The 19,255-nt window shown below is 62.9% G+C and carries 11 protein-coding genes and 1 pseudogene; 7 read left to right on the forward strand and 5 right to left on the reverse strand.

The window, feature by feature from the left end; genetic code table 11:
• Positions 1 to 20 precede the first annotated feature (20 nt).
• The 4 genes and pseudogenes from treC (at position 21) to V6M90_RS26920 (ending at position 5,836) form a co-directional block, all read left to right on the forward strand.
• Positions 21 to 1,667, forward strand: a complete 1,647-nt coding sequence (treC, locus tag V6M90_RS26905; RefSeq protein ID WP_332847414.1) for an alpha,alpha-phosphotrehalase — start codon at positions 21 to 23, stop codon at positions 1,665 to 1,667.
• 51 nt (positions 1,668 to 1,718) lie between these two features.
• Positions 1,719 to 2,939 (forward strand): annotated as a pseudogene (locus V6M90_RS26910) (carbohydrate porin).
• 69 nt (positions 2,940 to 3,008) lie between these two features.
• Positions 3,009 to 5,543, forward strand: a complete 2,535-nt coding sequence (gene ptsP / locus V6M90_RS26915; RefSeq protein ID WP_332847415.1) for a phosphoenolpyruvate--protein phosphotransferase — start codon at positions 3,009 to 3,011, stop codon at positions 5,541 to 5,543.
• Between the two features lie 2 nt (positions 5,544 to 5,545).
• A complete protein-coding gene (locus V6M90_RS26920) occupies positions 5,546 to 5,836 on the forward strand; it encodes a PTS transporter subunit EIIB (RefSeq protein ID WP_003175929.1) in 291 nt (96 codons plus the stop codon).
• 290 nt (positions 5,837 to 6,126) lie between these two features.
• Here V6M90_RS26920 and mltF read toward each other — a convergent pair whose 3' ends face one another.
• Entirely contained in the window at positions 6,127 to 7,587 is a 1,461-nt protein-coding gene (mltF, locus tag V6M90_RS26925) for a membrane-bound lytic murein transglycosylase MltF (RefSeq protein WP_003175928.1), read from the reverse strand.
• 286 nt (positions 7,588 to 7,873) lie between these two features.
• On the opposite strand from mltF, the gene purL reads away from it, so the two are divergent.
• The 3 genes from purL (at position 7,874) to V6M90_RS26940 (ending at position 12,744) form a co-directional block, all read left to right on the forward strand.
• On the forward strand, positions 7,874 to 11,770 hold the full coding sequence (gene purL, locus V6M90_RS26930) for a phosphoribosylformylglycinamidine synthase (protein ID WP_332847416.1): 3,897 nt from the start codon (positions 7,874 to 7,876) through the stop codon (positions 11,768 to 11,770).
• Between the two features lie 4 nt (positions 11,771 to 11,774).
• The gene (locus tag V6M90_RS26935; RefSeq protein ID WP_003175926.1) at positions 11,775 to 12,086 is read left to right on the forward strand and encodes a hypothetical protein; all 312 of its coding nucleotides are present in this window, start codon (positions 11,775 to 11,777) and stop codon (positions 12,084 to 12,086) included.
• A 394-nt stretch (positions 12,087 to 12,480) separates the two neighbouring features.
• The gene (locus tag V6M90_RS26940) at positions 12,481 to 12,744 is read left to right on the forward strand and encodes a DUF6124 family protein (protein WP_141065025.1); all 264 of its coding nucleotides are present in this window, start codon (positions 12,481 to 12,483) and stop codon (positions 12,742 to 12,744) included.
• Positions 12,745 to 12,874: 130 nt separating this feature from the next.
• Here V6M90_RS26940 and nagE read toward each other — a convergent pair whose 3' ends face one another.
• The 4 genes from nagE to nagA are packed head-to-tail and all read right to left on the reverse strand — an operon-like array spanning position 12,875 to position 19,255.
• Positions 12,875 to 14,572, reverse strand: a complete 1,698-nt coding sequence (nagE, locus tag V6M90_RS26945; RefSeq protein WP_332847417.1) for an N-acetylglucosamine-specific PTS transporter subunit IIBC — start codon at positions 14,570 to 14,572, stop codon at positions 12,875 to 12,877.
• Between the two features lie 26 nt (positions 14,573 to 14,598).
• Complete coding sequence (gene ptsP, locus V6M90_RS26950; protein ID WP_332847418.1) at positions 14,599 to 17,109, reverse strand: phosphoenolpyruvate--protein phosphotransferase; 2,511 nt, start codon at positions 17,107 to 17,109, stop codon at positions 14,599 to 14,601.
• Positions 17,110 to 17,145: 36 nt separating this feature from the next.
• Positions 17,146 to 18,156 (reverse strand): SIS domain-containing protein, encoded by a 1,011-nt coding sequence (locus V6M90_RS26955; protein WP_042945242.1) that lies wholly within the window; start codon positions 18,154 to 18,156, stop codon positions 17,146 to 17,148.
• Positions 18,149 to 19,255, reverse strand: a complete 1,107-nt coding sequence (nagA, locus tag V6M90_RS26960) for an N-acetylglucosamine-6-phosphate deacetylase (protein ID WP_003175919.1) — start codon at positions 19,253 to 19,255, stop codon at positions 18,149 to 18,151. The genes V6M90_RS26955 and nagA overlap by 8 nt, the downstream gene beginning before the upstream one ends.

A 19,255-nucleotide genomic window follows, 5' to 3' on the forward strand; every position in this document is an offset into this window, starting at 1 on the left:
ATTCTACTCGAGGACCCACCATGCAAGCCTGGCAACACTCGGTGATCTACCAGATCTATCCCAAGAGCTTCCACAGCCATGCAGGGAACGCGACCGGCGACCTGCTGGGCATCGTCGACAAGCTCGACTACCTGCAATGGCTGGGCATCGATTGCCTGTGGGTCACCCCGTTCCTGCGCTCGCCCCAGCGCGACAACGGTTACGACATCAGCGACTACTACGCCATCGACCCCAGCTACGGGACCATGGCCGATTGCGAGCTGTTGATCCACGAGGCGGCCAGGCGCGGCATCAAGCTGATGCTGGATATCGTGGTCAATCACACGTCGGTCGAGCATGAGTGGTTCCAGCAGGCGCGCAGCAGCCTCGACAACCCGTACCGTGACTTCTACATCTGGCGCGACCAGCCGAATAACTGGGAGTCCAAGTTCGGCGGCTCGGCCTGGGAGTACGAGGCGCAAACCGGCCAGTATTACCTGCACCTGTTCGACCATACCCAGGCCGACCTCAACTGGGACAACCCCCAGGTGCGCGCCGAAGTGTTCAAGATGATGCGCTTCTGGCGCGACAAGGGCGTCGGTGGCTTCCGGCTGGATGTGATCAACCTGATCTCCAAGCCGGCGGACTTTGCGCAGGACGCCAGCGACGGTCGGCGTTTCTACACCGACGGCCCGAACGTGCACCGGTACCTGCAGGAAATGCACCGCGAAGTGTTCGAGGGGTACGACCTGATCAACGTCGGCGAAATGTCGTCCACCAGCCTTGAGCACTGCATTCGCTATTCGCGGCCCGAGTCGAAAGAGCTGTCGATGACGTTCAACTTTCATCACCTGAAAGTGGATTACCCGAACCTGCAAAAATGGATACGGGCAGACTTCGATTTTCTGCAGCTCAAACGCATCCTGTCCGATTGGCAACTGGGTATGCAGGCCGGTGGCGGCTGGAACGCACTGTTCTGGTGTAACCATGATCAGCCGCGAGTGGTCTCGCGCTTCGGTGATGACGGCGAGTTCCGCGTGGTGTCGGCCAAGATGCTCGCCACGGCGCTGCACTTCCTGCAGGGCACGCCGTTCATTTACCAGGGCGAAGAGCTGGGCATGACCAACCCGGGTTTCGAGCGCATTGAGCAGTACCGGGATGTCGAGACCCTGAACATCTATCGCCTCAAGCGCGATGCCGGCGAGTCCGAGGCGGCGAGCATGGCGGCGATCATGCAGAAGTCCCGCGACAACGGGCGCACACCGATGCAATGGAACGCGGGGGAAAACGCCGGCTTCAGCCGTGGTGAGCCGTGGATCGGTCTTGCGGCCAACGCCGCGCTCATCAATGTCGACAACCAGCGCGACGACCCGCATTCGGTGCTGCATCACTACCGTGCCCTGATTGCCCTGCGTCGGCACCAGCCGCTGATCCAGGACGGGGTGTATCGCCCGTTGCTGGCCGAGCACCCTCAAGTGTGGGCGTACCTGCGCGAAGGGCAGGGCGAGCGCCTGTTGGTGCTGAACAATTTCTACGCCGCACCGTGCCAGATCCAACTGCCCCCCGATGTCATCACCGAGGCGACCGAGCAACGCCTGCTGATCAGTAACTACCCCGACTGCCCGCCACGCACAGACACTGTCTCGCTGCGACCTTACGAGTCGTTCGTGCTGCTGCTGAGGGGCTGAAACACCCGCTGTATGACGCGACAAACACAATAAAAATAAAAGGAGTGCCTCATGAAAACCACCCTCAAACTGGGCTTTGCAGCCTCGTGCCTGACGTTGCCGTTGGCGGCGCATGCCCTGGAATTTGCCGGTTATTTGCGCAGCGGGGCGGGGACGTCGACCGGCAGTGGCCCACAACAGTGCTTCCAGTTGCCGGGCGCGCAAACCAAATACCGCCTGGGCAACGAATGCGAACAGTACGCGGAGCTTGAGCTGCGCCAGGACGTGTTTACCCTGGATGACGGCTCGGTGCTCAGCGTCGATGCCATGGCCTCGCTGTACAACAAGTACGACCGCGCCCTGAAATTCCAGGGCGAAAACAACGGCTCGGCGCGCATGCCGCAGATGTATGCGCAGTGGTCGAACATGCCCAGTCTCAACGGTGGCTCACTGTGGGCCGGGCGTCGGTACTACAAGCGTAATGACATCCATATCTCCGATTTCTACTACTGGAACCAGAGTGCCACCGGTGGCGGTATCGAAGACGTAAAAATCGGCGACCTGAAGTACAGCTACGCCCTGTCGCGCAAGGACAACCTCTACCAGAAAGCCTACGTGACCCGTCACGACTTCAACGTCGCCGGCTTCAAGACCAACCCCGGCGGCGAGCTGTAGCTGGGCCTGAGCTACCTCGAAAAGGCCGGTGGCCGCGACGCCAACAGCGGTTGGGCGCTGACCGCGCAGCATGTGCAGCAGGCGTTCCTCGGCGGCAAGAACAAATTCGCCTTGCAGTACGGCGAAGGGCCGGGCACGGGCCTGGGCTACACCGGCAACACCGCGCTGGACAACAGCAGCAAAAGCTACCGTGCGGTGGAATTTTTTGACTGGCAAATGACGCCGCGGTTTGGCGGCCAGATCGAAGCGGTGTACCAGAAGGACGTACGTCTCGGCAGCCAGGACCAGACCTGGATGTCCCTCGGCGTACGCCCGGTCTATGCCCTGACCGAGCAGTTCAAGCTGGTGGCCGAGCTTGGCCACGATCAGGTCGACGCCACCGGCGGCACGCGCAAGTTGAGCAAGTTCACCTTCGCTCCGACCTGGTCGCCCAAAGGCCCGGAATTCTGGGCACGGCCGGAAGTGCGCCTGTATTACACCTATGCCACCTGGAACGCCGCCGCCAAGCGTGCCGCCAATGAACTGGCAGCCGGCTCGGCCTTGTCCGACACCGGCAGCTACGGCACCGCGCGGCATGGCTCCAACGTCGGGGTGCAGGTCGAGTACTGGTGGAAATAATTTTTATCTGCCGGCGCGAGTGTGCTCGCGCCGCCAGGCTATTCACAGAACACAACAACAGGTGATGTCATGACCACAATCCAACCCTTGGTATTGCTGGCACCCTTGGCCGGGGTGCAGCTGCCCCTGGATCAAGTGCCCGATCCGGCATTCTCCAGCCGCCTGCTTGGCGATGGCCTGTGCATCGATCCGACTTCGCAGACCCTTTGCGCGCCCATGTCCGGTGTGATCAGTAACATTCAGGACAGTGGGCATGCCGTCAGTGTCACCAACGAGCACGGCGTGCAGGTGTTGATGCACATCGGCCTGGACACCGTGAACCTGGCGGGCGAGGGCTTTACGCCGCTGGTCGAAGATGGTCAGCAGGTGCAGGCCGGCCAGCCGCTGATCGAGTTCGATGCCGACTTCATCGCCCTCAATGCCCGCAGCCTGCTGACCTTGATGCTGGTAGTCAGCGGTGAGCCGTTCGAACTGTTGGTGTCCGCCACCAGTACGGTCGAGGCCGGCCAGCCGGTGCTGCAGCTCAAGCCTGCCACGGCCACCGTGGAGGTGGCGCAAGAGCAGGGCGATGCGCTGTTTTCCAAACCGTTGACCCTGCTCAACGCCCACGGCCTGCATGCGCGCCCGGCGGCGGTGTTCGCCCAGGCGGCGAAAGGGTTCAAGGCGAGCATTTACCTGCATAAGCAGACCGAGAGCGCCAATGCCAAATCCCTGGTGCGCATCATGGCCCTGCAAACCGTGCGCGGCGATACCTTGCAGGTCAGCGCCGCCGGCGAAGATGCAGCGGCGGCGATCGAGGCCTTGGTGGCATTGCTCGCCGACGGCTGCGGCGAAAACGTGGTCGGTGTTGCACCGGCCAGCACCGCCGAAACGCCGGCGCCGGTCAGCTCCACTACCTTGTTGTACGGTGTGTGCGCCTCGCCGGGATCGGCGTTCGGCCAGGTATTCCAGATCAAGGAAGCGGCGCTGGTCATTACCGAGGCAGGCCTCGGTGAAGCGCAGGAGCGCGCCACCCTGACGCATGCCTTGAGCGATGCCGATCGGGCCCTGCAAGCCATGCAGGCCAACGTGAGCAGCGCCCAGGCCGAGATCTTCCGCGCGCATCAGGAATTGCTCGAAGACCCGACCCTGCTGGAGCAGGCACACACCCTGCTGACCGAAGGCAAGAGCGCTGCGTTTGCGTGGAACAGCGTCACGGTCGCCACGACCCGGCTGTTCCAGGGCCTGGGCAATACGCTGCTTGCCGAGCGCGCGGCCGACCTGGACGATGTGGGCCGGCGTGTGCTCAAGCTGATCCTGGGCATCCAGGACGACGCCCAGGAAGTGCCGGAACGTGCGATTCTGATTGCCGAGCAACTGACCCCGTCGCAAACCGCCAGCCTGGATACGCGCAAGGTGCTGGGGTTTGTCACGGTCGGCGGCGGTGCGACCAGCCACGTGGCGATTCTTGCCCGGGCGCTGGGCCTGCCGGCGATTTGCGGGGTGCCGACTTGCGTGCTGGCGCTGAGCAACGGGAAACAGGTATTGCTCGATGCCGACAAAGGCGAGTTGCACCTGGAGCCCGACCCGGTCGAGATCGAACAACTGGAGACCGCGCGCCATCAACAATCGCTGCGGCGCCAGCGTGAAGTGGCGCAGGCGTCATTGGCCGCCGTCACCCGCGACGGTCATGCCGTGGAGGTCACGGCCAATGTGGCATCGTTGCAGGAGGTGGAGCAATCCCTGCTCCTGGGCGGGGAGGGTGTGGGCCTGCTGCGTTCGGAGTTTCTCTATCTGGACCGCAACCGAGCACCGAGTGCCCGCGAGCAGGCCGACACCTACAGCGCCATCGCCCGTGCACTTGGCCCTGAGCGTAACCTGGTGGTGCGTACTCTCGATGTGGGCGGCGACAAGCCCCTGGCTTATGTTCCGATGGACAGCGAGACCAACCCCTTCCTCGGCTTGCGCGGCATTCGCCTGTGCCTGGCGCGTCCTGAACTGCTGCGTGAACAGTTCCGGGCGATCCTCGCCAGTGCCGGTCAGGCCCGGCTGCATATCATGTTGCCGATGGTCAGCCTGTTGTCGGAGCTGCACCTGGCGCGCCGGATACTGGAAGAAGAGGTCCAGGCGCTGGGGCTGGCAGAGCGGCCCAAGCTGGGCATCATGATAGAAGTGCCCTCGGCGGCGCTGATGGCGGATCTGTTTGCACCGCATGTGGATTTCTTTTCCATCGGCACCAACGACCTCACCCAGTACACCCTGGCCATGGACCGTGATCATCCACGGCTGGCCAGCCAGGCCGACAGCTATCACCCGGCCGTGCTGCGCCTGATCGCCAGCACCGTCAAGGCGGCCCATGCCCACGGCAAACCGGTCAGTGTGTGCGGCGCCCTGGGATCAGAAGTACTGGCGGTGCCGATGTTGATCGGACTGGGGGTGGATGAGTTGTCGGTCAGTGTGCCGTTGATCCCCACCATCAAGGCCACCGTGCGTGAGTTGCACTTGAAAGACTGCCAGTGCATCGCTCGCCAGGTGCTGAATCTGGAAGAGGCCGTCGAGGTACGCGAAGCCCTTTACCAGTTCCACACCGCCACTGCCGGCACCTCACCTGTCCTGGAGAACTGAACATGTTCGAGAAATTGCAGCAGGCATTCTGGAAAGCCCTGACCCCGGACCTGGTCGCCGAGGCCGTACCCGCGCCTGAAGGCGAACACCTGTTATCGGCCGGCGTGCTCGGTGCGCTGGGCGGTGCGGATAACCTCACGTCCCAACGGCGCGTCGCCCTGACACGGGTGCGCGTGCAACTGCGCGATGCGGGGCGGTTGGATGAGCTGGCGTTGAAGGCAGCGGGTGTGCCGGCCGTGATGGTACTGGCGGGGGGCGTGGTGCATTTGCTCACGGGCCTGCAACCGGCCTGAAGATCAAAGCAGATCGATGTGGGATCAGGTTGCCAGTCAAGAGATAGCGCGGGCGAAAAGAAGCCTGTGGCGAGGGAGCTTGCTCCCGTGACGGCCCTGAAGCTGGCGACTATCTAACGGACACCCCGCGACCTGAATGTGGGAGGGGGCTTGCCCCCGATGGCGGCTTGTCAGACGACTATTTTTTTGGATCTGACCGAGTACATATCCGTTTCTGCGGTAACGGCTACTTAGGGATGCACCCTCAAGCCCGGCTCCCACAGGTTTTTGCAGCGTCGTTAAGCGACTGTTTACAACTGTGGGCTATCTTCCGGCGGCTTGGTCTTGTCCACACCCGGCACGTGCAGATTACCTTCCACCACCTGGTTGCCCTCCAGCTGCGGCTGGGTCACCCAGGTGAGGATGTCGTAGTAACGTCGGATGTTCGCCACAAAATGCACCGGCTCACCACCACGGGCGTAGCCGTAGCGGGTCTTGCTGTACCACTGCTTCTGCGACAGACGCGGCAGCATTTTCTTCACATCCAGCCATTTGTTCGGGTTCAGGCCTTCTTTCTTCGCCAAAAGCCGCGCGTCGTCCAGATGGCCGGTGCCGACGTTGTAGGCGGCGAGGGCAAACCAGGTGCGGTCCGGTTCGGCGATGCTGTCGTCCAGCTCATCCTTGATCTTGGCCAGGTACTTGGCGCCGCCCATGATGCTCTGTCTGGCGTCCAGGCGGTTGGATACGCCCATCGCCTGAGCGGTGTTCTGGGTCAGCATCATCAGGCCGCGCACGCCGGTCTTGGAGGTGACCGCCGGTTGCCACAGCGATTCCTGATAACCGATGGCCGCCAGTAAGCGCCAATCGACTTTTTCTTCCTTGGCGTAGGCGCGAAAGTGCTTCTCGTACTTGGGCAGACGTTGCTGCAAATGCTGGGCGAAGGTATAGGCGCCGACATAGCCGAGTACATCGACATGCCCGTAATAGCGATCCTTGAGACGCTGCAGGGTGCCGTTCTTTTCCACCTTGTCCAGGTAGCTGTTGATCTCGTTGAGCAGGCTGTTGTCTTCGCCTGCCGCCACGGCCCAGCTCTGATTGCTGGCGTTGCCCAGGTCGAACGCCACGCGCACGTTGGGGAAGTACACCTGGTTCATCGCCACTTCGTTGGAGTCCACCAGGGTCAGGTCGATTTGCCCCTCGTCCACCATGCGCAACAAATCGACGACTTCAACGGCGTCGGACTCTTCGTATTCGATTGCAGGATTCTGCTTTTTCAACTCGGCCAGTTGTTCGGCGTGGGTGCTGCCCTTGAGCACCATGATCTTCTTGCCCACCAGATCCGCCGCGTTGGTCGGGCGCGATTGGCCGTTGCGGTAGATGATCTGCGGGGTGACTTCAAGGTAAGGGTGGGAGAAACGTACCTGCTGCTGGCGCTGCTCGCTGCCAACCAGCCCGGCGGCGGCGAGAACCGGGCCGTTGGGTTTGCCCAACTGGCCGAACAGGTCGTCGAGGTTGTCGGCGGTTTCTATCTCCAGCTTCACGCCCAGGTCATCGGCAAAACGCTTGACCAGTTCGTATTCGAAACCGGTTTCACCGTTGCGGTCCTGAAAATACGTGGCCGGGCTGTTCCGGGTTATCACCCGCAAGACGCCATCCTCCTTGATTCGCTCGAGCGTGCTGGGTTTATCAACACAGGCGCTGAGCAATAAAAAGAGTCCGGTGGCGACGAGCCATTTGGCGCATCGCGGGCGCAAAGCAGTTGGTGAGAACATCTGCGCAGTATACGCAAACGGCTCACGGCGCCATATCTCGACAGCGGCGGACTTGTCTGCTAGCGCCGTCAAAACTGTGCTGCAGCCCGCAGAAACGTGGGTTGACGAGCAATTGTGACGGTTAAAATAACTGTGCGGAATGTCTGCGATAGCGCCTCGATACCGTGCAATCGGTGCCAACTGACGTTCGGCAGCAGCCAGCCGTGCCGTTTCGGGTGCCGTTGGCGCAGGTTTACGCTAGAATGCACGGCCTCAAAGCACACCCCTTCCCGAGGCTGTCCCGAAGATGTTGATCCTGCGCGGCGCTCCTGCCCTTTCTGCCTTTCGCCACAGCAAACTCCTTGAGCAACTGAGCCAGAAGGTTCCAGCTGTCACTGGCTTGTATGCTGAATTTGCTCACTTCGCCGACGTTACCGGCGTCTTGACCGCCGACGAGCAGCAAGTGCTGGCACGCCTTCTGAAGTACGGCCCAAGCGTTCCCGTTCAAGAGCCGACCGGCCGCTTGTTCCTGGTTCTGCCACGGTTCGGCACCATCTCGCCCTGGTCGAGCAAAGCCAGCGATATCGCGCGTAACTGCGGCCTGGATAAAATCCAGCGCCTGGAGCGTGGTATTGCCTTCTACGTCGAAGGTGGGTTCAGCGATGCCGAGGCCGAGCTGATTGCCAGCAGCCTGCACGACCGCATGACCCAGATCATCGTCAGCCAGCTGGAACAGGCCGCCGGCCTGTTCAGCCACGCAGAACCCAAGCCGCTCACCGCGATCGACGTGCTCGGCGGTGGCCGCGCCGCCCTCGAGAAGGCCAACACCGAGCTGGGCCTGGCCCTGGCCGAAGACGAGATCGACTACCTGGTCAATGCCTTCAACGGTCTCAAGCGCAACCCGCACGACATCGAACTGATGATGTTCGCCCAGGCCAACTCCGAGCATTGCCGTCACAAGATCTTCAACGCCAGTTGGGACATTGACGGCCAGAGCCAGGAAAAAAGCCTGTTCGGCATGATCAAGAACACCTACGTGATGCACAGCGAAGGCGTTCTGTCGGCTTATAAGGACAACGCCTCGGTCATCGTCGGCTCCGTCGCCGGCCGCTTCTTCCCGGACCCCGAGACCCGCCAGTACGGCGCGGTGCAGGAGCCGGTGCATATCCTGATGAAGGTTGAAACCCACAACCACCCGACCGCGATTGCCCCGTTCCCGGGCGCCGCCACCGGTTCCGGCGGCGAGATCCGCGACGAAGGTGCCACCGGCCGCGGCGCCAAGCCAAAGGCGGGCCTCACCGGCTTCACCGTGTCCAACCTGCAGATCCCGGGCTTCGAACAGCCGTGGGAAGTGCCGTACGGCAAGCCTGAGCGCATCGTCACCGCGCTGGACATCATGATCGAAGGCCCGCTGGGCGGCGCCGCGTTCAACAACGAATTCGGGCGTCCGGCGCTCACCGGCTACTTCCGTACCTTCGAACAGTCCATCACCACCCCGCGTGGCGATGAAGTGCGCGGTTACCACAAGCCGATCATGTTGGCCGGCGGCATGGGCAACATCCGTGAAGGACACGTCAAGAAAGGCGAGATCCTGGTCGGCTCCAAGTTGATCGTACTCGGCGGCCCGGCCATGCTCATCGGCCTGGGCGGCGGCGCCGCTTCCTCCATGGCCACCGGCACCAGCTCGGCCGACCTGGACTTCGCTTCCGTACAGCGCGAAAACCCGGAGATGGAACGCCGCTGCCAGGAAGTCATCGACCGTTGCTGGCAGTTGGGCGACAAGAACCCGATCAGCTTCATCCACGACGTCGGTGCCGGCGGTTTGTCCAACGCCTTCCCGGAACTGGTCAACGATGGCGACCGCGGTGGCCGTTTCGAACTGCGCAACATTCCAAACGACGAGCCGGGCATGGCCCCGCACGAAATCTGGAGCAACGAATCCCAGGAACGCTACGTACTGGCCGTCGGTCCTGAAGACTTCGCACGCTTCCAGGCCATCTGCGAACGCGAGCGTTGCCCGTTTGCCGTGGTTGGCGAAGCCACTGCCGAGCCGCAGTTGACGGTCACCGACAACCACTTCGGCAACAGCCCGGTGGACATGCCGCTCGAAGTGCTGCTGGGCAAGGCCCCGCGCATGCACCGTTCGGCCGTGCGTGAAACCGAGCTGGGCGATGATTTCGACCCAAGCAACCTCGACCTGACCGACAGCATCGAACGCGTGCTGCACCACCCGGCCGTGGCGAGCAAAAGCTTCCTGATCACCATCGGCGACCGCACCATCACCGGCCTGGTAGCCCGTGACCAAATGGTCGGCCCGTGGCAGGTGCCGGTGGCCGACGTTGCCGTCACCGCCACCAGCTTCGATGTCTACACCGGTGAAGCCATGGCCATGGGCGAGCGCACGCCGCTGGCCCTGCTGGACGCTCCGGCATCGGGCCGCATGGCCATTGGTGAAACCCTCACCAACATCGCCGCTTCCCGTATCGGCAAGCTGTCCGACATCAAGTTGTCGGCCAACTGGATGTCCGCCGCCGGCCACCCCGGTGAAGACGCGCGTCTGTACGACACGGTTAAAGCGGTCGGCATGGAGCTGTGCCCGGAGCTGGGTATTACCATTCCGGTGGGCAAGGACTCCATGTCCATGGCCACCCGTTGGAACGATGAAGGCACCGACAAGAGCGTCACCTCGCCGCTGTCGCTGATCGTCACCGGTTTTGCGCCGGTCACCGATATCCGCCAGACCCTGACCCCGCAACTGCGCATGGACAAGGGCACCACCGACCTGATCCTGATCGACCTGGGCCGTGGCCAGAACCGCATGGGCGCCTCGATCCTGGCACAGACCCACGGCAAGCTTGGTAAGCAGGCCCCGGACGTCGATGACGCCGAAGACCTCAAAGCCTTCTTCGCCGTGATCCAGGGCCTGAATGCCGACGGCCACCTGCTGGCCTACCACGACCGTTCCGACGGTGGTCTGCTGACCAGCGTCGTCGAGATGGCGTTTGCCGGTCACTGTGGCCTGAACATCGTGCTCGACAGCGTTGCCGAGGACGCCGCTGAAATCAACGGCATCCTGTTCAACGAAGAATTGGGTGCGGTGATCCAGGTGCGCCAGGACGCTACCCCGGACGTACTCGCACAATTCAGCGCCGCCGGCCTGGACGACTGCGTGGCGGTGATCGGCCAGCCGATCAACAACGGTGAAATCAATATTTCCTTCAACGGCGACACCGTGTTTGCCGGTCAGCGTCGTCTGCTGCAACGCCAGTGGGCCGAGACCAGCTACCAGATCCAGCGCCTGCGTGATAACGCCGACTGCGCCGAGCAGGAATTCGACACGATCCTGGAAGAAGAAAACCCGGGCCTGAGCACCATGCTCAGCTTCGACGTCAACCAGGACATCGCCGCGCCTTACATCAAAAAGGGTATTCGCCCACAGGTTGCCGTACTGCGTGAGCAGGGCGTCAACGGCCAGGTGGAAATGGCGGCGGCGTTCGACCGTGCCGGCTTCAACGCAATCGACGTGCACATGAGCGACATCCTCGCCGGTCGCGTTGACCTCAACGAGTTCAAAGGCCTCGTGGCCTGCGGCGGTTTCTCCTACGGCGACGTGCTGGGTGCCGGTGAAGGCTGGGCCAAGTCGGCCCTGTTCAACAGCCGTGCCCGCGATGCGTTCCAGGGCTTCTTCGAGCGCAACGACAGCTTCACCCTGGGTGTGTGCAACGGTTGCCAGATGATGTCCAACCTCAGCGAACTGATCCCGGGCAGCGAGTTCTGGCCGCACTTTGTGCGCAACCGTTCCGAGCAGTTCGAAGCCCGCGTGGCCATGGTGCAGGTGCAGGAGTCCAACTCGATCTTCCTGCAAGGCATGGCCGGTTCGCGCATGCCGATCGCCATCGCCCACGGTGAAGGCCATGCCGAATTCAGCAGCGAAGAAGCGTTGCTCGAAGCCGACCTGTCTGGCTCCGTGGCGCTGCGGTTTGTGGATAACCACGGCAAAGTCACCGAGACCTACCCGGCCAACCCGAACGGCTCGCCGCGCGGCATCACCGGCCTTACCAGCCGCGACGGTCGCGTGACTATCATGATGCCGCACCCGGAACGTGTATTCCGCGCCGTGCAGAACTCGTGGCGCCCGGAAGAGTGGAACGAAGACGGCGCCTGGATGCGCATGTTCCGCAACGCACGCGTTTGGGTGAACTAAGGCCGTGTACAAACTCGCCTTCTTCGTGCCCGACAGCCATGTGGAGACGGTAAAAACCGCCGTCTTCGCAGCCGGCGGCGGGCGCATCGGCGACTACGACCGCTGCGCCTGGCAAGTGCTGGGCCAGGGCCAATTCCGCGCGTTGGATGGCAGCCAGCCGTTTATCGGGCAGGTCGGCCAGGTTGAAGTGGTTGAAGAGTGGAAGGTTGAGTTGGTGGTGGCGGATGAGTTGATTGTGGCTGTAGTGGCTGCTTTGAAGCTGAGCCATCCGTATGAGACACCGGCGTATGAGGTGTGGCAGTTGGCGGATTTCTGATTCGTTGGCTGTGAAAACAAGAAACCCGCTGGGCCAGTTTGGTCAGCGGGTTTTTTGTTGTCTGTCAGGGCCTCCGATGGCGTCTGTACAGGCGCCTCAGAACTTTCCGACAAACCTTTCAGGTTGTCCCTCGGAACTCGCACAACTAACCTTCGCCAGTCGCTGCCAATTCAGTGACCGGGACTGCAAGCCCGCCGATAGTTTGTTAGTGCTCAACAGCACGCCTATAATCGTGCCGCTTTCATAAAGTGGTTCGAGTCATGGTGGCTGTGTGCGGGAGACCCTCGGGTCTGCCGGGGTTCCTAACAACTCGGTCTTGCAGACCCGTACACAGCTGCCACCCATCATCTGCAAGTGATGTCGGTAGCTCCCACTTTTTGTTAGGAATTTTGCCATGATCAAAGACAGCCCAAATCCCCCATCTGATTCTCAGTCTGCCGACCAAATCTTCACCGTACTCCCCAACCTGAACAGCGAAACCCTGCTCGCCAACGCCTCCCAAGACCTGGCATCCGTACAGGCACTGGCGGGTAATCTGGCTTTTGAAATCGACGGCCCGCACCGTGATGCAGTGCTGGGGATTCATCGAATGGTGGAGGGTATTCAGTTGATGGTGGATCGAGTACTGGATCTACAGGAAGTACCCATCAGCAACTGAATAAACCACACTCTGTGGCGAGGGAGCTTGCTCCCGCTGGGCTGCGCAGCGGCCCCAAAAATCCTGGGAGCGCTTCGCACTGGAGCGCCAGCCCGGTCCAGCGGGAGCAAGCTCCCTCGCCACAGGGTGATCAGGCGTTGATCGGGCGGGCAACCAACCGCTCCAGCGCCTCACCCAATCCGGACGCCTTGTCGCCCATCAACAAGTGCCAAACCCCGCTCTCAAGCTGACTCACACCCTGGCAACCAAGCGCAGTAAGCTGAGCCTCGGACACCACCGAATCATCGCCCAACTCCACCCGCAACCGGCTCATCGCCACCGTTTGCAGCTGGCGCACATTCCCCCGCCCACCCAAGGCATCCAGCCATTTCTCAGCCTCTTGCACATTCACCGCAACCGACTTATCCACAGGCGCAACGGCAACCGGCGCACTCGCAACAAACGACGGCATGGCGAGGCGAATCTCATCGGCAATACTATCGGCCATCGGCCCGACCACCACCTGCAAACTGCCGCCGTTCCCCGGCCGCACCACCGCCATAGCGCCCAGCGCTTTCAACTCGGCATCCACCGCCTTGTTGCGATCCACCATGTCCAAGCGCAAGCGCGTGGTGCAAGCACCGACACTCAACAAATTATCTGCACCGCCCAATGCCTGGATATACGCCGTGGCACGCGTTTTATCGCTCATCACTTCAGCCTGCACCACCTGGATATCTTCCCGGCCCGGCGTCTTCAGGTTGAAGCGGCGGATGCAGTAGCTGAACACCGTGTAGTAGATCACCGCGTAGGCCAGGCCCACCGGCACCACCAGCCAGCCATTGGTGGACTTGCCCCAGCCCAGCACCATGTCGATAAACCCACCGGAGAAGGTAAAGCCCAGGTGGATATTCAGCAGGTCGGTGACCGCCATCGACAGGCCGGTGAGCAGCGCGTGAATCAGGTACAGGAATGGCGCCAGGAACATAAACGCAAATTCAATCGGCTCGGTCACCCCGGTCAAGAACGAGGTCAGTGCCATCGACAGGAAAATCCCGCCCATCACCTTGCGTCGCTCCGGCAGTGCATTGCGGTACATCGCCAGACACGCAGCGGGCAGACCGAACAACATCACCGGGAACATGCCGGTCATGAACTGGCCGCCTTTGGGGTCGCCGGCGAAGTAGCGGGTCAGGTCGCCGGTCACCACGGCGCCGGTCACCGGATCGGTAAAGGTGCCGAACACGAACCACGCCATATTGTTGAGGATGTGGTGCAACCCCGTGACGATCAGCAGGCGGTTGAACACGCCGAACACGAACGCGCCGAGGCTACCGCTTTCCATCAACAGCACGCCGAAGCTGTTGATGCCGCTCTGTACCGGTGGCCAGATCAGGCCGAAAATCACGCCCAGGCCGACCGCACTGAACCCCGTGATGATCGGCACAAAGCGCCGCCCGCCAAAGAACGCCAGGTACTCCGGCAATTTGATGTCCTTGAAACGGTTATACAGCCCGCCTGCCATCAAGCCGCTGGCGATACCGGCAAGCATGCCCATGTTGATGGTCGAGTCCATCACCTTGAGCGTGGAGACCATCACCAGGTAACCAATCGCGCCGGCCAGCCCCGCGGTGCCGTTATTGTCGCGGGCAAAACCGACGGCGATGCCAATGGCGAAGATCAGCGCCAGGTTGGCGAAGATCGCCTGCCCGGCATCGTGCATCACTGCGATGTTGAGCAGGTCGGTGTCGCCCAGGCGCAGCAAGAGGCCGGCGATCGGCAGGATCGCGATCGGCAGCATCAGCGCCCGGCCCAGGCGTTGCAGGCCTTCGATAAGGTGTTGGTACATGGCGTGTCTCCCTGTTTTTGTTGTGGTCAGCTCAGCGGCCAGTGGTGTTGACAGGCTTGGCGAACGGCCTTGGCGCTGCTCAGGTCGAGCAGGCCAAGGCTGCGTTGCCGGCATTGCGCCGCATCCAGATGGCGGACGCGGTCTTTGATTTCGCCGATCTGCGGCGGGCTCACCGACAGCTCGCGCACCCCCAGGCCGACCAGCACCGGTGTGGCCAGCGGGTCAGAGGCCAGGGCGCCGCACACACCGACCCATCGCCCATGTTTCGCCGCACCGGCGCAAGTCTGGGCGATCAGCCGCAGCAAGGCCGGGTGCAGCGCATCCACGCGGGCGGCGAGGCCGGCGTGGTCGCGGTCCATCGCCAGGGTGTACTGGGACAGGTCATTGGTGCCGATGGACAAGAAGTCCGCCTGCTCGGCCAGTTGCTCGGCCATCAGCGCGGCGGCGGGGACTTCGATCATCACGCCCAACTCGGGGCGTTGCGTCAGCTCAAGTTCCACACACAGTTCATCCAGGCGCCGGCGGATCTGTAACAGTTCATCCACTTCGCTGACCATCGGCAGCAGGATGCGACAGCGTGCCAGCGGCGTGACCTGCAGCAGCGCACGCAGTTGCTGGTCAAGCAGTTCCGGGCGCACCTGGGCCAGACGAATGCCGCGCAGGCCCAGCACCGGGTTGGCTTCCACCGGCAGCGGCAGGTAGTCGAGTTGCTTGTCGCCGCCCACGTCGATGGTGCGGATGATCACCGACTTATCGCCCATGGCATCCAGCACGGCTTGATAGGCTTGGCGCTGCTCCTGCTCATCCGGTGCGGTGCGGCGGTCGACGAACAGGAATTCGGTGCGCAGCAGGCCGACGCCATCGGCGCCGTTCTCAAAGGCCGCGTGGGCCTCGCTGCTGGAGGCCACATTGGCGGCCACTTCAATATTTACACCGTCTGTAGTGTGCGCCGGCAGTTGAGCCTGGGCCTGTTGCTGTTGACGGCGCAGTTTTTGCGCGTTGCGAATCTGGTGCACTTGCGCGTGACGCGCTTCGCTGGGCGCCAGTTCCAGACGGCCGTTGGCGGCGTCGAGTACCACGTGCTGGCCCTGGGGCACATCGAGCACGTCGGCGCCCAGCGCGACCACACAGGGCAAGCCTTTACTGCGCGCCAGGATCGCCACGTGTGAAGTGGCGCCGCCTTCGGCCATGCAGATGCCGACCGCCTGTTGCGCGCTCAGGTGCAGCAAGTCCGACGGGGTTAATTCATGGGCGCTGACAATCGAGCCGGGCGGTAACTCGAAGTGCCAGGCCTCACCCAGCAACGCGCGCAACACGCGTTGCTGCAGATCGCGCAGGTCATTGGCGCGTTCGGCAAACAGCGGTTTGCCCAAGGCCAGCAACACCGCGCACTGGGCCTGGATTGCATCGCGCCAGGCATGGGTGGCGGCGCTGCCGTGTTCAATGGCGTCGCTGGCGGCTTCGAGCAGGGCAGAGTCTTCGAGCAAGGCCAGGTGGGCGGCGAAGATCTCTTCTTCCTCGACGTGTTTGCGCTGGCGAGCGTGGTCCAGGGTGCTACGGATTTCACTGCGCACCTGCTCCAGGGCCGTGTCCAGGCGTTGCCGTTGGTCATCGACCGAATGTGTGCCGCTGTCCGCCGGCAGTTCGATGCCGGTGAGGCGCAACAACGGCCCGCACACCAGGCCAGGGGCCGCGCACACGCCTTGCAATACGTTGGCTTCGGTACTCGCCCGACGGGGCGTAACGGCGACCGGTGCCGTGTGTTCGTCTTTCACCGGCGCTGACAGTGCATCAATCAGCGCTTGCAGCGCCGCCTCGCAATCCTTGCCCCGGCAACTGACGCGCACCTCGTCGCCTTCGCCGATCCCCAACCCCATCAAGCCGATCAGGCTGTCACACGGCGCCGATTTATCACCGTAATGCACGCGCGCCTGGCTGCTGAACCCCAGCGCGGTCTTGCGGATCAACGCCGCAGGGCGCGCATGCAGACCGCCCCGATGGGTCACGCGTACGCTGGCGGCGGCTTCGGCGGCCGAGTTATCCACAGCGGTTTCATCGCCGGTGGTCAAGCGAGCGAGTATGCGTATCAGCGGCTCGCCGACCTTGACCGTCCTGCGTGCCAGAGGCTGCACCTCAAAGCGCTCGCCATTGGTCAGGATGATCGGGCTGACCAGGCTTTTGCACTGGCGCGCAATGCGGTCCAGATCAATGCGCAGCAGCGCCTGGCCCTGGGTCACCCGCGCGCCGGCCTCGACCAGCAACACGAAGCCTTCGCCGTCCAGTTCCACGGTGTCGATGCCCACATGCATCAGCAACTCGGCACCGTTGTCGGCGCGGATCGTCAGCGCATGCCCGGTGCGCGCGACATGAATGATCACCCCGTCACACGGCGCATGCAGGCAATCATTCAGCGGATCGATGGCAATGCCGTCGCCCATGGCGCCGCCGGCGAACACGTCATCGGGCACGTTGCCCAGGGCCAGCACCGGCCCGCTGAGGGGAGCGCTTAGGGTCAGTACATTATTGTTGGTGGACATGGGCACGGTACTCATCAGGAAAACACGGCAAACCACTCAGTGGGTGCGGGTGACTTTGCTCAGGTGGCGCGGCTGGTCCGGGTCCATGCCACGGGCGACCGCCAGGCCGGCAGCCATCACATAGAAACTCTGGATCGCCAGGATCGGGTCCAGGCTCGGGTGTTCGGCGCGGCTCAGGGTCAGGTCGCGTTCGGCGATATCGTCCGGCGCGGCCAGTAACACGCGGGCGCCGCGTTGGCGCATGTCCTCGGCCAGGCTCAACAAACCGGCTTGCTCGGCGCCGCGCGGGGCGAACACCAGCAACGGGTAATGCTCGTTGATCAAGGCCATCGGTCCGTGACGTACTTCGGCGCTGCTGAAGGCTTCGGCTTGGATCGCCGAGGTTTCCTTGAGCTTGAGCGCGGCTTCCTGGGCGATGGCAAACCCGGCGCCACGGCCGATGACCATCAAGCGCTGGCTGTCGCGCAGGGCATCGATGGCTGGGCGCCAATCCTGTTTGGCGGCGTCGCGCAGGCCCTCGGGCAGCGCCTGGCAGGCGTGCAACAAGTCCGCTTGCTGGCTCCAGTGCCCGACCAACAGGGCGCTGGCGCTGAGGGTGGCGATAAAACTCTTGGTCGCGGCCACGCTGAGCTCCGGCCCGGCGCACAGCGGCACATGGAATTCACACGCGGCTTCCAGCGGCGAGTCTTCGGCATTGACCAGCGAGATGCTCAAGGCGCCGCGCTTGCGCAGCAGGCGCAGGCTGTTGACCAGGTCCGGGCTTTGCCCCGACTGGGAAAACCCGAATGCGACCTGGCCGCTGACTTTCAATGGTGCCTGCAGCAAGGTCACCACCGACATCGGCAATGACGCCACTGGAACTCCCACATGCTGCATGGCCAGGTAGGCGAAGTAGCTGGCGGCGTGATCCGAACTGCCACGGGCGATGGTCATCGCCACCTGCGGCGGCTGGCGGCGCAGGCGACCGGCGATTTCTTCCAGCAGTGGGTTCAGGCGCTGCAATTGGGCGGCAACCGCGTCACGGGAGGCCAAGGCCTCTTCAAGCATTTTTGAAGTCAAGGCGTTCTCCTTCGACCATTACGTCGGTCAGATGCAGGGAGCGGTCCAGGCGCACGCAGTCGGCAAAACTGCCGGGCTGCAGGCGCCCGCGTTCTTCCAGGCCCAGGTAATCCGCAGGAAATTGCGACAGGCGTTGTGAGGCTTCGCTGATGGGCAGGCCGATCTTCACCAGGTTGCGCAGCGCCTGGTCCATGGTCAGGGTGCTGCCGGCCAGGGTGCCGTCGGCCAGGCGCACACCGCCCAGGCATTTGGTCACGGTGTGGCTGCCCAGCTTGTATTCACCGTCGGGCATGCCGGCGGCGGCGGTGGAATCGGTGACGCAATACAGGCACGGGATCGCGCGCAGGGCCACGCGCATGGCGCCGGGGTGTACGTGGAGTAAATCCGGGATCAATTCTGCGTACTTGGCGTGGGCCAGCGCGGCGCCGACGATGCCGGGCTCGCGGTGATGCAGCGGGCTCATGGCGTTGTACAGATGGGTAAAGCTGGTGGCGCCGGCGGCGAGGGCGGCGACGCCTTCTTCATAGCTGCCCAGGGTGTGGCCGATCTGCATGCGCACGCCGCGTTCGCTGAGAGCGCGGATCAGCCCGTCGTGGCCGGCGATTTCCGGGGCGATGGTGATCACCCGGATCGGCGCCAGGCGCAGATAGGCTTCGACTTCTTCCATTAAAGCGGTGTGGGCGAAGTTGGGCTGCGCGCCGAGTTTGCCGGGGTTGATATACGGCCCTTCCAGATGCACACCGAGTACCCGGGCGCTGCCGGCGGGACGTTGCTCGCAGAAGGTGCCGAGTTGGCCCAGCACACGGGAGATTTCATCCACCGGCGCGGTCATGGTGGTGGCCAGCAGCGAGGTGGTGCCAAAGCGCAGGTGGGTGCGGGTGATGGTTTCGAAGGCGTCGATGCCTTCCATGACGTCCTTGCCGCCACCGCCGTGCACATGCAGGTCGATAAAGCCCGGTAGCAGGTAGGGCAAGTCGTTTTCCGATGGGTCGCATGGCGTGCCTTCAATGGCGGTCACTTTGCCGTGCTCGTGCAGCAGACGGCCGCGAATCCAGCCGTCGGGCGTGAGGATATTGTCTTCGGACAT

Source organism: Pseudomonas lactucae (assembly GCF_036688725.1).
GTDB classification, from domain to species: domain Bacteria; phylum Pseudomonadota; class Gammaproteobacteria; order Pseudomonadales; family Pseudomonadaceae; genus Aquipseudomonas; species Aquipseudomonas lactucae.